This is a genomic window from Noviherbaspirillum album, assembly GCF_035916955.1.
Lineage (GTDB): Bacteria > Pseudomonadota > Gammaproteobacteria > Burkholderiales > Burkholderiaceae_D > Noviherbaspirillum > Noviherbaspirillum album.
In genome coordinates this window covers 1-14,260 of the sequence record NZ_JAWIIV010000070.1, presented here as the reverse complement: position 1 = coordinate 14,260, position 14,260 = coordinate 1, and the positions used below count along the sequence as shown (strand labels likewise).

Genomic DNA, 14,260 nt, shown 5'->3' with positions numbered 1-14,260 from the left:
TGCCGCATCGCTGGACGCCCGCCTAAACTTCTGCTCGTAGATTCGGGATCCCGTCAATGTGGGATGGCTAGGCGCTTACCTTTATTGCTGATACCGATAATTACGTCATACGCAAAATCAACTCACGCGGAGACGTCACGACACTCGCGGGGACCGTCGGAATTAATGGTGTTACTGATGGGCAGGGTGGTTCTGCACGCTTTCGTGACCCCGTAGCATTGACAAGTGATCATGCCGGCAATTTATATGTTGTAGACAGGCAATATCTCGCTGCGCAAAGAACCGGCTCGGTGCGGAAAATTACACCAGACGGGGGCGTGACAACGATTACAACCAATGACAGTACGTTTGCCGTTCTCAGCCAGGGCATTGCCGTTAGTCCGGCAGGCGACGTCTACGTAGTCGGCGTGGTAGGCAGCGACATGACCACTCTTGTTTTGCCAACTGGACCAAATCCGCCCCTACCTCTCCCAACCGTCCGTACGCCGAAACTCCTGCGAATTTCACCTTCTGGGGAAGTGACAACGCTGGGCATCGTACAGGCTGAAGGGGGATATGGCAGTGTTGTCCTTGACCCGGCTGGTAATGTTTATTTCTCGAACAACTCTTTCCACACAATCTTCATCTACTCGGCGACCACTAAAGAAATAGGCATTTTCGCTGGTTCACCTGGTCCAGTGTTTTATGACAGCCATGGCTTACCGAGCTTTCTTAGCCCAGGCAGTGCCGATGGCATCGGCGCGGCGGCGCAGTTCCACACTCCAACGGGGCTTGCCACTGACAGCGAAGGTCGTTTGTACATCGCTGACCAACGAAACCACATCATCCGAAGGGCATCCCCGCAGGGCGTGGTGACAACAGTAGCCGGTTCTACTGTCAAACGTGGAGCAAACGATGGGACGGCTCTGGAAGCGACCTTTGGCCCCCAATTGAAAGGGTCGGCATTTGATGGTGCCGGAAATCTCTACGTCACTGATGCCGAGTCTCACACTATTCGAAAATTAACACCCGAAGGACGTGTCATTACCCTGGCGGGGTCAGCAGGGATCAACGGATATGCTGATGGCATCGGCGTAGCTGCGCGATTTAACGCCCCTGCCGGGATAACAGCCGACCCGCTCGGCAACGTTTATGTCGCCGACTCGGGGAATGCGGTCATTCGGAAGATCGCACCATCCGGGGAGGTCACCACGATCGCCGGCACGGTCGGCAGTCGGGGCGAGAATGATGGCATCGGCGCCAGTGCACAATTCCTGTCGCCTACCGGAATCACGAGAGACAGCATGGGAAACCTGTATGTGAGCGATCCTTTTGCGAGAACAATACGGAAAATCACGCCTGCAGGAGTTGTGTCCACGATTGCCGGCTCTGCTGACAGACATGGTGTAGATTCGGATGGCATCGGCGCTGCCGCAAAATTCAATAATCCAAGTGCAATCACGGCCGATGCTGCCGGCAATTTGTATGTTGCCGATTTATTTAGTCATACGATTCGCAGAATTAGTGTGTCGGGACAGGTCGTCACGCTGGCGGGAAAGTACGCTGACGACGGGCATGTGGACGGCATAGGATCTTCCGCACGCTTTACGTCCCCGACTGGCATCTCGATCGATTCGGCAGGCAACCTGTATGTGAGTGACAGTGGCAATAGTGCCATTCGCAAGATCACGCCCAACGGAATTGTTTCGACCGTCATTGTCGTAGGATCGGCATTTTCAAATTCGCTGCCAGAAAGACTACAAAGCATTGCATTTGATGGCTCTAATACCCTGTACGTAACGCGTGGAGGTGGAGTATTGAAGCTGAACTTGTCTGCACAATAGTTGTTTGAAACTTGTCTGCACAATAGTTGTTTGAAAATGGATGTGCAGTATGCTGGTGCAGGCAAAACGGCATATGCATTGCGGACGATCAGGCAAAATGGTCTATCAGGCGCCATCCCGTTTTAACATGCACGCCCTGCCGTATAAACCTAGTTGGGTGGCAATAATCACGTTATCCACAAACGCAACTTGAAAGTTGAGGTTTGAATGACTGCTAATAGAAAAAACGGGCCGATTCTGCTTCGCAACACCATGGCCTTCGACCAGCAGCATGCGGCTAAATCTAAGAAGGCCATCGTAGACGCAGTCGAGTTTGCCAATAAGCACGCTCCACAGCTGATGGTTCAAACCTATATCGACGATGAGAAGGGTCTCTGCTACAGCTTTCAGTTGTACCAAGACTCCGACGCGATTCTTCGCCATTGGCAAGTGTCTGATCAGAACATTGCTGAGGTGATGAAATATTGTGTGGTTCGCAGCATGGAAGTGTATGGCAGCCCCAGCCAAGCCGAGCGCGACGGTATTCTGGGATCAGTCAGTGAAGCTAATGTGTCATTCACACCTGAGCTTGCTGGTTTTCTTCGTCTTGGCTAAAGCCGCCCAACAAGGCGCTGCACCCTAATCCCGCGCTTCCGCTTCGCTACGGCACGAGATCGGATGAGCTGGGGCGTTACAGCAAGGGATGCCACCAATACGGCATAGACCTACGGTATTAATTCATTATTGTCGTCTTGACCGCAATCCAGTGCAAATACAATTCCTACGCTCCATATTGATCTGCTCCCTTTTCATAGGCTCCGCTGGGGTCTCCCACTCGCATGACTTGAGCCTGTCGTCATTCGAGTTGGAAAAGGTCAGCGATCCGGAAATTTTCGAAAAAGCAGCTCGCAATGAGAGGCAGTCCGTCATTATCGCGATCAATACCAAAAAAAGTTACCGGGAAGTTGTCACAGACGTAAAAGCGCAATACCACTTCCGAATCACCCCATTTACTGAGAAGGTATTTTTCGATTCGGCGCAATATCAGGCTTATCGTGCAGGGTGCGACCGCATCGCATACGCGCTATTTCCCAAAACAAATGACGCAAGAGCAAGGCTTACCTCAATTTTCTATAGAACGGCATTCTTGGTGGCTGAGATAGAGGATAGTAGAGTCCTAAGCGAACTGCTTTTGCACAAGGACGTGAAGGCCGTCTATGCGCCGAGTTTGGAAAGTTGGAACGATGACACGAGTGACTTGTTCGATCCTTCGCCACCGTCGGTAGCCCGGTGAATTATTTACTACATCTCTCTCCATATTGACTGTCCGCTTCCAAGATGAGCCGATGGTGCCTTTGGGTCAATTGCCGGCAGTCAACTGGAGATCGTCAATGGCCGCTTCTTTACTGTACTGCGGACTATTCCTTTCTGCCAAATCCACTTATGAATCCGTCCAAATGGGGACGTCGTCGTAACGGTGAAGATCTTCACCGTTACGGCTGGAGACGCTGGCGGGCAGGATGCGGATCAGGCCCGGAATACGCAACCATAAACGTATGGTGAAAATTCAGGGAAAAGTCTTCACCATTGCGCTGCCGGTGGAGAAAGCCAAACTTGATTGTTGTTTTACTTCGTACTCAACGATAAATAATCGTCGTGGCAATGGAGGCAAATGAGATGGACGTGTAGACCGCCGTAAGATGATCCTCTGCTCGAAGTGACGCCCCTTGACCAATGCGGCGATGATTTCGCGCTTTGCCGCAAGTTGAAGCGTTAGATTTTACCCGCGGCGCTTTTAGCATAAGAGCGGTAATTTTCAGGCAGCACTTTGGGCACTATGCGGCTTCAGAAACCGTTCATAAAAATCGGCTGCCGGTATGGGCTTACTGATAACATACCCTTGGATCTCGTCACAGCGAGTCTCGTGCAGCAGTGCCAGATGCTCAGCAGTTTCAACCCCTTCGGCGACCACCCGCAGTTGCAAGGCATGCGCAAGGTCGATGACCGACTGTAAGAAAACACGGGGATCAACGCGCTTGCCACTACCTTCCTGCAGAAACGATCGGTCGAGCTTTAAGCAATCGAGCGGAAATTCGCGCAGGGAAGACAAAGCCGAATAGCCGGTCCCGAAATCATCGATCGCCAAGCGCGTGCCTGTCGATTTCAAATCGGACATCACCTGGCTTGCCAACTCTGCGTCTTTCATCAACGCCGATTCTGTGACCTCTAGTTCAAGTAGCCTGCCAGGCAACAGGCTGGCAGACAGTGCGTCCTGCACGACTTTGATAATGCGCCTGTCCTGCAGCTGACGCCTCGAAAGGTTGACCGACATCACGAGTTCCCGTCCGCAGGCTATGCGCCATTGCTGTGCCTGGTCAGTGGCTTGGGTAAGTACCCAGCTACACAGGTCATTGATTAACCCGGTTTCCTCGGCGAGCGGAATGAATTCAAGTGGTGAAATCGCGCCAAGTTCTGCATGTTGCCAGCGCAACAGGGCTTCCACACCCACGACTTCCATCGTGCTGAGATCCACTCGCGGCTGGTAGTGCAGGCACAGCTCTCCTTTGTCGGCGGCATATCGCATATCCTGCTGAAGGATCAAGCGCCGATTGGCTTTTTCCCTCATTTCACCTGTGAAAAAGCAAAACTGGCTACGCCCCTGTGCTTTGGCCCGGTAAAGCGCGCTATCGGCATTGGACATGAGCAGTTCCGGGGTGGTCCCGTCAGGCGGATACATGCTGATGCCAATTGACGCGCCTACTTGGAGTTCCTTCTGTTCAACTAAAACTGGTGCCGAAATGACGGAAAGCAGCTTGTCGGCAATACGAGTGGCTGACACTGCACCTTTTCGGCACTCTGCTAGCAGTACGAACTCGTCTCCACCCATGCGGGCCAAAACGTCGTCCGGCCGCAAGCAAGCTCTTAGCCGGCGCGCAACTTCCTGAAGAAGGGCATCGCCAAATTTGTGACCAAGTGAGTCGTTGACTTCCTTGAAACGATCAAGGTCGATAAAGAACACGGCTTGAATCGTTTCGCCCCTGCGGTCGGTGATCCTAGCCGCCAAGCGTTCATTGAACGCGGTACGATTGGCCAAGCCGGTCAGAACATCCGACTTTGCCAAGCGCTGCAGTTCGCCTGCGATTCTCAACTCGCGTGTGATATCCAGCGTAGCTCCCCTAAAACCTTGAAACACCCCATCTTCGTAAAAGGGTTCGCCGCACATTCTTGTGTGGCGTACTACGCCCGGAAAAGTCGGTACGCATACTGACACGATGAGATCCTTGAAAGCTTCTCTGGTTGCAAACTTGTCTAAGAATGCGACGACACCGGGCTGGCTCAGGTCGTGAGCAGTCTCGGTCATGTCACGGCCGATAATATGGTTTTGTGGAAGCCCAAGGCGGTGGAAAATTCCTTCAGAAATAAACGAATAACGGCCGTCCGCATTGATTTCCCAATACCAGTCCGAAGAAAGCTTGGTCAAACTGCGAAAGCGTTCCTCGCGCCGCCGCTGCTCTTTTTGCGCGGCTATCTGGTCTGTGATGTCGCGCGCCACAGCAACGCTGCCTTTCTTCTTTCCAGAAACCGGGTCGATAACCGACCTGGTATTGGCACTGATCCAAAACCACGTGCCGTCCTTGCGTTGGGCTCGGATATTGATAAGGCCGCCAGCCTGCGCTGGCGCAGACGCTCTCGCATCTAGAAGATCCTGCGGATGCAGAAAACTGCTCACCGGCAGGCCGATCATTTCATGGGGCGCATAGCCGAAATACTCGGTGTGTGAGGGCGACACGTAAATGAAGCATCCCTCCGCATCCATGTATGAAATCATGTCACCAGCGTTCTCAGTAAGCAGGCGGTGCTCGGCTTGACTTTGCAGTAAGCGCGCTCTTGAGTCGTGCTGAAGCGTCACGTCGACAAGCGTGCCAATAAAACCCGCTAATGACCCATCGCAGTTTTGTTTAGGACTGGCTGTGCAAAGCATCCACCTGATACTCCCGTCAGAGCGAACCACTCGGTGCTCCATCGAAAAAGGCACTGTGTTTTGCCATGCCGTTTGCATCGTCCGCCGCACTAGGGAACGGTCCTCTGGATGGATGAATCGGCTCCAGCAAACCAGATGCAGGCGGCTCGGTATGACGTAACTTGCACTTTGTGGATCTAGGTGGATGCAGCGCCCGGTTGGGCTTGTTTCCCAGACAATGCAATCGGCGATGTCGGCTAACAGACGTAGTCCGGTGGGGAAAGTTGATCCCGGTTTTGGTTGATTTGACATGTTGTGAACAATTGCGTAGAGGCTGGGACAGATGTGTTAAGAGGAATCGCCGGTCGCTAAACAACATCAGATCACAATTATTTCTGCTATGCAATAATCTTGATTCATCACATTGGCTTGGAGTTATTGGGGCCGCCAGTTCCGGCTAGCGTGGCGTAATGAAAGGCACACTGGATGTGCGCAATCCATGCCAAGTGATTCACCTGGTCCTGAGGCGCTAGAATTTGCGCTTCAAAGCTCTCACGCTGACGGCAAGTCTCACTCGTCCGCGTAACGCTCGACACCAGTCTGGTCCGTATTGGTAAGCACGACGGCAAGAACAGCGCCGCGTGAGGTACGCGGGCCGGGAAAAATGGGAGGTTTGGCAGGCACCACCATACTCTGGCCTCGGTGCCAAGTCACTGCGGTTTCAGTAGGGCGGTTGTTATCGCCGAAAACCGAAGCGGCACTGATTAATTCACTTTGTGGTCTGCCGACCGGAACACATCAAAACATTATCGTGGCGTTACAGATCAAGAAGAATTTTCGTTGGCTTAAACAGATGAATCAAAGCTGGCAATATCGTTCATTGCGCGTTTCCGGAACGGTACATCTCCGCTAGTTTCTGCCGGACCTTTTCTTGCACCTCCGGATCGCTCAAGCCCAATAATGCAGTAGTCTGAATCAGATTGTCCTTGTATCGGGCAGGCCAGCCGTATGCGTCGTCGTCAAGTGCAAACCAGTGCGTCGGCTTGCGCCGTTCGACGTCCCCCAGGATTTGCATACCGCGCGGCATAGTGTCGAACTCGGCCTTGACGATTTTAGGATGCAGGAAGGTCGAGCCAATCACTCGATCCTGCAGTGATGCCGAAAGCTCGAGCTTTGCCTCCTTAAAGCCTAATTCACGGACCCAAGTGGTTGACAAGACAATTTGCAAGTCGGGATAGGGCGCCAGCAAAGCTTCGAGCGTCGGCATCCATTCAAAGAACGTGCGACCGGGCGTTTTGATGGTCATGCCCTTGTTGCGATTGCGCAGTACATTGCCGTCGTGCAGGACAGCATCATAATCCAGATAGCAGAGCTTCATTGTAAAGTTGGCGACAAAGGGAAGAGTATCGCTCAATCTCATTGAATGGAGAGGATAGCCATCTAACCAAGTGAACAAATGTTCTTTTCCATTGTACGTCTTAGCCAGAATTTGCGCGACCGCACGCCTGATGTTTGCAGTGTTTCCTGGTTCGATAGCCCAATGAGATGGTCGATGAACGCTGCGACCCGATCGTCGATGGAGGTGGAGCTGCTTATTCGCGCAGATTGCATCTCCAGCACCGCCAGCGTGCGTTTGTACACTCGCACATCATGCCTCTGATGCAAGGTCTCTGACAACCGCCGGTACTCCGCCTTGCTCACATGCAACCCGTCCATGGCAAATCCTTCCTGCACACGCCTATTTGCCGGCAGGAGTCAAAAATCATTCGCTTGCCTGCTTAGAGGTCAAACAAGTAATAAATAATAAGAATATACGATCCAGATTTGACATAAGAAGTATTATGCCGTTTCAATATGTAGTGGCTAGATTAGAATGTCTCGATCTCGCCAAATCAGAATGTCTCGGTTTAGGCAAACTGGAGAATGCTAAGCAGTCCATGCTGAGTGCTTACCTGTTTCTGGAGGCACATCATGGCCCGTACAGCATTGTTGACCATGAGCATGCGCGAGTTGGATCGACTCAATACCATTGAAGCAGTCGCCGACGGCAAGCTTCGGACATCGACCGCCGCTCAACGACTGGAATTGTCTAAGCGCCAAGTCAACCGGCTGGTTAAGCGTTACCGAACTGAAGGCAATACTGCCGTTATATCGCATCAGCGCGGCCAACGCGGGCACCGCCAATTGGCGCCGGGCCTCGCTAGCATGGCGTTAGCGATTATCCGGGACCGCTATCCAGATTTCGGGCCGACGCTGGCTTGTGAGAAGCTGCGCGAATGTCATGGCATCGTGCTCGCCAAGGAGACCGTGCGCTAGTTAATGTCGGAAGCGGGTCTATGGATACCGCGTAAATTAAGATCGTCAGCGATTTATCAGCCGCGCAACCGCCGGCATTGTGTTGGCGAATTGATACAGATTGACGGTAGCGACCATGCCTGGTTCGAGGACCGGGCACCGGCTTGCACGCTGCTAGTCTATATCGACGATGCGNAACCGCCGGCATTGTGTTGGCGAATTGATACAGATTGACGGTAGCGACCATGCCTGGTTCGAGGACCGGGCACCGGCTTGCACGCTGCTAGTCTATATCGACGACGCCACCAGCCGGCTGATGTATCTCCATTTTACCTATAGCGAGTCAACCTTCAGCTATTTCGAAGCGACACGGGCTTATCTGGAACGGCATGGCAAGCCACAAGCGTTTTACAGCGATACGGCCTCCGTATTTCGCGTCAATTGCAAGCAAGTCAACAAGGGCGCTGGCATCACGCAGTTTGGCCGTGTCCTGTACGAGCTCAATATCGAAATCCTGTGTGCCAATAGCAGTCAGGCTAAGGGACGTGTTGAACGTGCCAACCTGACACTGCAAGATCGCCTGGTCAAGGAATTACGACTACAGGGAAGCTCCTCGATGGCGGCTGCCAATGCATATGCACCCTACTTCATCGCCGACTACAACCGGCGCTTTGCCAAGCCACCACGCAATGATTTCGATGCTCATCGCCGAGTACGCGAGGATGAGCATCTAGACCTGATCTTTACCATACGCGAACCACGCAAAGTGTCACATGTATTAACACTTCAATATGACAAGGCGATCTACCTGCTAGCCGACACTGCGTACACGCGCGGACTGATTGGGCACTACATCGAGGTCTATGACTATCCTGATGGGCGGCTTGAGATCCGCGCAGACGGCAATGTGCTGCCGTATGTCCGTTATGACCGGCTACCGGAAGTCGATCAAGGTGCCATTGTGGAGAATAAACGTTTGGGCCATGTGCTGCAGATTGCGCACCTGGTTCAGCAGCAAAGGGATAACCGTCGCAGTCACCCTGCACCGGCGCGGACAAATCCGGGCGCACCGCCACGCAAAGCAAAGGCAGCTCCCGGGACCAAGAGCTAGCGAAAAATATATCAAGGGGATTTGAGCAAGCCATTGCCAAAAACCGTTCACTGAAGAAATCGCCAGACGCAAATTCCGGTCTTGGAGGCTACAGTGATGGAAAATGGCTGCCCTGCTCTTACTTCTTCTTCCGCGGCGCGGCTACGTCAACAGACAACGCCGAGCAATAACCTGGGACATCTGAAAGGAGTGTAATAGTTAAAAAGGTGTCACGTAACCTGCCAAAACAGATTCGTACTAAAAATGCCCCTTAGTCGGAACGCACGAAACGGGTAACGAGCAGCACAAATCTAAGTGCAGAATACAGCCTTTATGCCACCAAGGTTTGGGTAGCCAGAACTCTTGCAGGCAGAGGTGCCGACTAAAGCAGATAACATTTTCATCGGACTTTATATCGACGGCGATGAAGAGACTGGTACTTGAAAGATTTTCTTAATTTGCTCGACTATAGGAGCGCAGTCGGATAAATGAGTGATCCGTCGCTCGACTTCGAACACCAACTCGTCAATGGAACGATCTATTTCTATCAGCGCTACGTTTAACTCGGGAAGCACTGCCGCATCGTCTCCGGCAAGATCCAGACACTTAAGCAAATCTGTAGAAATTCCAGCTTGCAATGCCAGCTTTTGAATACTTTGTATGCGCTTACCGATAAATTCTAGCGCTGTAGATTTCTGATGAATTCTGATCTTCTCTTGAAGTGTGGGCCATTCACTTAATACAGTGGTTAACCGCGTCAATTTGCCGGCCACCTCAATTTCCGGATCTAGCGCCGGATCAATTTCTTCCCTGGTCTGCAGCAGTTCATCTGCAACTGACAGATACCGCGAGTCCAGTCGACCAGTATTTAAGCGTATTGCGATTCGAATCTGGCGTTTTCTGGAGCGCCGGGCAATCGTTTCCACTGTTTCCGCTACTGCGATAATCCGTGCTTCCATGCAAATCTTTTCTTCATTCAACGCCGACGGATATCCGCTTCCGTCAAGGCGTTCGTGGTGCTGCAAAACACCTTGCAATACTTCGGGTGCCATATTCTCTATCTTCGAGAGAATGACATAACCCGTAATCGGGTGGACATGAATAAAGTGGCGTTCACTGCCCTGGATCGCTCTTCCTTTGGATAGGATTGCCGGATCCGTATGCATCTCACCGAAATCATGACAGATCGAGGCTAGGAACAGGTTCTGAAGTGCTTCATAGCTCAGCCCAATTCGTACACCCATACTATGGGCAATAACGGATGTTCTCAACGAATGCAGATAGAGATCGTTCCGGTCATCCCGCATGACTGTTAGACGAAAGAGTATCGGCGCGGATATGTTCAAAGTGCCCAGGATGGATCTGTACCCTTGCGGATCACCGGACCGCATCGTGATATTTCGCAATGTCGCATCCGTAGAAATGATGCGTTCGATATCGCGTACCATAGAAACTTCATCAACCGAATTAGCGACAGAAAGCACCATGTCCAGAGGGAGCTCTAACCGGTGAGCGATCAGGCGCAGATGCGTACCTTCATTGATTCTCGCCCCTTTCGCCAGTAGCTTTATGCCGTTTTCGGCATAGATGTCTTGCTGGGCAATGACTTCATTTTTCTCACCTACCCGCGCCACTGCAGTTATGAAATGAGGATTTTGATCAACTGCGCTTAACTCGCGTGGCGCTTTGTCGAGTCCGTGAAGATGCGAAAATGTACCGGATTCATCATGGGCAGCAGCCATCATGCCGCTCCAGATCGTTGATTGACATGAACACTTACTCGACTTCGTCCGTCAGCCTTTGCCCGATACATGGCCTCATCCGCACAGCGCATTAGCACCTCTTCCGTATTCCCATGGCTTGGAAAGGTGGCCACTCCAAGACTGGCGCCTATTGATACCTGAGAGCTTTGAATACTGAATGGCTTCAGAAGTGCTTCCAGAATGGTTTGTGCAACTACAACGGCATGCTCCTCCGTGTTGATGGTAGAGAGAAGCACAACGAACTCGTCTCCTCCTATCCTTGCTACCGTATCAGAATCGCGCAGGCATTCCGTTACCCGACGGCCCACTTCTTTGAGCAATAGATCTCCCGCCTCATGTCCCATCTGATCATTGACGGCCTTGAACTTGTCTAAATCAAAATAAATCACTGAGAAACAAGTGTTCTCTCTTTTCGCGCGGAGCAAACACTGGCGTAAGCGATCCGCAAAAAGATGTCGATTGGGCAGGCCGGTGAGTGTGTCATGCTCGGCACGATATTTATTTGCGTTGTCTTCCTGCTTTCTGGAGGTCACATCACTGTACGTGCCAATCATGCGGACAGGTTCGCCATTTTCGTTTCTGCGAACGACCATCCCCTTGGCGAGTACCCAACGCTCCTTCTTTTCAGACGCAAGTACACGGTGCTCCACTTTGTAGTTTGGTGTTTTAGCGCGAAGATGCATTATCAAGGCTTGCTCTACATGCAAGAGGTCGTCGGGATGAACGAGTTTTTGCAGCGCTTCGGGGGTGGCAGGAAGCACTTCTTCGACAACACCAAGAATTTCCCTGCTGCGACGAGAAAGCTGCAATGTGCCGGCACGGATATTCCAGTCCCATACCCCGTCCTCGGCTCCGGCCAGTGCCAAGTTCCAACGTGCCTCACTTTCGGCCAATGCCGCCATTGCACTTGCCTTTTGACGCGCACTTGCGAGAATGAAGTACCCAATGCCGATGATAAATCCGGTCATGCCGATCCCGGAAAAAATGTACAGTCCGTACTGCTCACGATAGCGGTCAAACGCTACCACTTCGGCTTGGCCGACAAGAACAGTCAGCTCAAACTTCGGGAGCGACCGCCAAGAATATAATCTCTTAATGCCATCGACCTCGGAGGCTCGAAGATAAGAACCGGTCAGGTGCGGACCGGTGTGCTCTAATTGGAAATTCGCTATCTTTGTTCCCATGCCGATACCGTCCTCCTCGCGAGGCGATCTCGCGAGAATGGTGCCGTCGGTACGCACCAGAGTGACGTCAGCACTTTCACCTAGTTTAATTTGATGATAAAACCTGGAAAAGTACGATGGTGCGACGGATATGACGATGACTCCATCAAAGTGGCCAGGCACGTCAAAGATTGGGCGCGTGAACTGAATCGTCCATAGGTTGCTTACCCGCCCAAGTACTGGTGCGCTTATAAACAGTCTGTCGACCTCACGCTGTGTATGTATTTTGAAGTGCGCTCGATCACTCAAATCAATTGCTTTTGCATTGGGATCGGCACTTGAGAACACAAGTTTGCCATTGGCATCGACGATACTGACTTGAAAGGATACATCGTCCTGCAGATGTGCCTGTAAGCGACTGATAATCTGTCGAAACCCATTACGATCGCGTATCCAATGAGATCGTAAGCCGATCAATGAGAGATCTATGGTATTAACTGAAGAATTGACTTCTTCGGAGAATGCGAGCGTAAGATTCTCGAGTTCAATTTTGCTTTCGGTATCAGCAAGTCTATGTAACTGGGACAGGCCAATGCCAATCGCTGTCCATAGTCCAATTATGGCAATAAGCGTGAACAGTAAAACCTGTTTGCTTAGTCCGAAATGTTTGCGGATGCCGACAAACCAACGTCGGTAGACGAATATATTTTTCTTTTTCATTGAAGTTGCAAAAAGCTATTGACGCCTATACGAAGCGTAAATAAGCCGGAACAACTTCATTGGATTGGATTCGTCACGTTTTGGGACGGTATCCCCAAGTGTGGAAATGTCAGCGGCTACGAATAATCATTATCAAGTATTACATTATATGGATACCCGGATATCTCGTACAGATTAAGCAGAAAGCTCGTCTTTAAGCGACCTTGGCATTAGATTCATGCTTAGATGGAGTTTGCACTAGCCTGATGAAGAGCCTTTCAGCATGCTGACTGCATCCGCTAGTACCTGATCCGAGATTGGATTCCCTTTGGCTGCTCTAGCAATCACCAAGGCACCCACTAACGTTGCTAAAATGCCAAGCGACGGCTGTTCTTTTCCGCTTTGAGACCGCTCTATACATGTACTAAGTTCTGCTGCGACAGTCTTCAACCCGATAACATACTCCGCATGTAGTTGGGAATTCTCGGGCGCTCGGACTACATCACTTGCTAATGCCGCAATTGGACAACCGTGGCCGGGATTATCGCGGTGGCGTACCGAAAGATAGTGATCGATAAACGGTGTCAGCGTACGACGCCCCTCCCCATCCTTCCACGTCTTGCGTGCTTTTTCGACATGCCCATACGCGCCAGCGCATGCAACCGCAACTAATCCGCTTTAGACGAAAAATGCTTATAGAAGCCGCCATGAGTCATTGAAACGCCGTTCATTACGTCTGCCACGGTCACATTCTCAATCCCCCTTTTCCGGAAAAGTATGACGCTTTATCGACGATTTTCAGCCGATTGAATTCTGTCGTCACCCTATTTGACTTAGGCACTTGATTTCTCCTTTGCCACAATAATAGATGACCCTCAACATATATTCAAGAAGTCAAAAACAAAGATCTTCGGCGTGGGCAGTTATCCCTAGTGATATGGACATTTTCTTCAGTTGTATGCCAGTGCAGCGAAACACGACTGATTACACATTTAGGTTACTTAGCGTTGCATTCTTGACCTAAGTCAATTTTTTCCCCCAAGACATTGTTTTATATTGAGGTATGGAACCTTGTCTCGTCATCAACAACAATGCTTCAAATTGTTTGGCGCACTAGAAACCGATTATCAAAGCGTCATTAGGAAAGGCAATCGGAGCGCAATGGCCCCAATCAGTGCGGCAGCAGAAAAGTCAATATCCGGCTGACCTCACAGGGCAACGTCCAGATGATGGTTTGGACGGCAAGACATTGCTAAAGAATGCGGATACCGCGATATACCGGACAAAAAGCGCTGGACGGGGTACCTAATGTTTCTATTCAAGCGAAATGAACGCCCGTGCGCTAGATAATCTGAAGCTGGAAGGCGCATTACGACGAGCACTTGAACGCAAAGAATTCGTACTCTACTGACCTGTCTTGGGATTTTCGGACCACGGCAAATTTGAGAAGATAGCTCCCAAATGAAAGGGAGCAATGAAGAAAAGCC

Annotated in this window: 9 protein-coding genes and 1 pseudogene; 4 read left to right on the top strand and 6 right to left on the bottom strand. The window is 51.3% G+C overall.

Annotation, left to right across the window (positions count from 1 at the left end; all coding sequences use genetic code 11):
- The first annotated feature begins 317 nt into the window (after positions 1 to 317).
- From RY831_RS31865 to RY831_RS31855, 3 genes are all read left to right on the top strand, one after another.
- The gene (locus tag RY831_RS31865; RefSeq protein ID WP_326510317.1) at positions 318 to 1,823 is read left to right on the top strand and encodes a hypothetical protein; all 1,506 of its coding nucleotides are present in this window, start codon (positions 318 to 320) and stop codon (positions 1,821 to 1,823) included.
- Positions 1,824 to 2,030: 207 nt separating this feature from the next.
- Positions 2,031 to 2,417, top strand: coding sequence for a hypothetical protein (locus RY831_RS31860; protein ID WP_326510316.1), 387 nt, complete (start codon positions 2,031 to 2,033; stop codon positions 2,415 to 2,417).
- Positions 2,418 to 2,667: 250 nt separating this feature from the next.
- A complete protein-coding gene (locus RY831_RS31855) occupies positions 2,668 to 3,096 on the top strand; it encodes a hypothetical protein (RefSeq protein ID WP_326510315.1) in 429 nt (142 codons plus the stop codon).
- A 522-nt stretch (positions 3,097 to 3,618) separates the two neighbouring features.
- Here the strand turns inward: RY831_RS31855 and RY831_RS31850 are convergent.
- From RY831_RS31850 to RY831_RS31840, 3 genes are all read right to left on the bottom strand, one after another.
- The gene (locus RY831_RS31850) at positions 3,619 to 6,075 is read right to left on the bottom strand and encodes a sensor domain-containing protein (protein WP_326510314.1); all 2,457 of its coding nucleotides are present in this window, start codon (positions 6,073 to 6,075) and stop codon (positions 3,619 to 3,621) included.
- 565 nt (positions 6,076 to 6,640) lie between these two features.
- Positions 6,641 to 7,177, bottom strand: a complete 537-nt coding sequence (locus tag RY831_RS31845; RefSeq protein ID WP_326510313.1) for an HAD domain-containing protein — start codon at positions 7,175 to 7,177, stop codon at positions 6,641 to 6,643.
- Between the two features lie 26 nt (positions 7,178 to 7,203).
- Positions 7,204 to 7,479: a hypothetical protein gene (locus RY831_RS31840; protein ID WP_326510312.1), complete on the bottom strand. Its 276-nt coding sequence runs from the start codon at positions 7,477 to 7,479 to the stop codon at positions 7,204 to 7,206.
- Between the two features lie 255 nt (positions 7,480 to 7,734).
- Here RY831_RS31840 and RY831_RS33490 point away from each other — a divergent pair.
- A pseudogene (locus tag RY831_RS33490) lies at positions 7,735 to 9,169 on the top strand (ISNCY family transposase).
- Between the two features lie 389 nt (positions 9,170 to 9,558).
- Here RY831_RS33490 and RY831_RS31825 read toward each other — a convergent pair.
- From RY831_RS31825 to RY831_RS33485, 3 genes are all read right to left on the bottom strand, one after another.
- Positions 9,559 to 10,893, bottom strand: coding sequence for an HD-GYP domain-containing protein (locus tag RY831_RS31825; protein ID WP_326510310.1), 1,335 nt, complete (start codon positions 10,891 to 10,893; stop codon positions 9,559 to 9,561).
- Positions 10,890 to 12,794: a bifunctional diguanylate cyclase/phosphodiesterase gene (locus RY831_RS31820; protein ID WP_326510309.1), complete on the bottom strand. Its 1,905-nt coding sequence runs from the start codon at positions 12,792 to 12,794 to the stop codon at positions 10,890 to 10,892. The genes RY831_RS31825 and RY831_RS31820 overlap by 4 nt, the downstream gene beginning before the upstream one ends.
- Before the next feature lie 647 nt (positions 12,795 to 13,441).
- Positions 13,442 to 13,552: a TetR/AcrR family transcriptional regulator gene (locus RY831_RS33485; RefSeq protein ID WP_437126347.1), complete on the bottom strand. Its 111-nt coding sequence runs from the start codon at positions 13,550 to 13,552 to the stop codon at positions 13,442 to 13,444.
- Positions 13,553 to 14,260: the final 708 nt, after the last annotated feature.

Coding starts and splice junctions, on each gene's coding strand:
- RY831_RS31850 (WP_326510314.1), bottom strand. CDS start 6,075: ATGTCAAATCAACCAAAACCGGGATCAACTTTCCCCACCGGACTACGT.
- RY831_RS31820 (WP_326510309.1), bottom strand. CDS start 12,794: ATGAAAAAGAAAAATATATTCGTCTACCGACGTTGGTTTGTCGGCATC.
- RY831_RS31825 (WP_326510310.1), bottom strand. CDS start 10,893: ATGATGGCTGCTGCCCATGATGAATCCGGTACATTTTCGCATCTTCAC.
- RY831_RS31840 (WP_326510312.1), bottom strand. CDS start 7,479: ATGGACGGGTTGCATGTGAGCAAGGCGGAGTACCGGCGGTTGTCAGAG.
- RY831_RS31860 (WP_326510316.1), top strand. CDS start 2,031: ATGACTGCTAATAGAAAAAACGGGCCGATTCTGCTTCGCAACACCATG.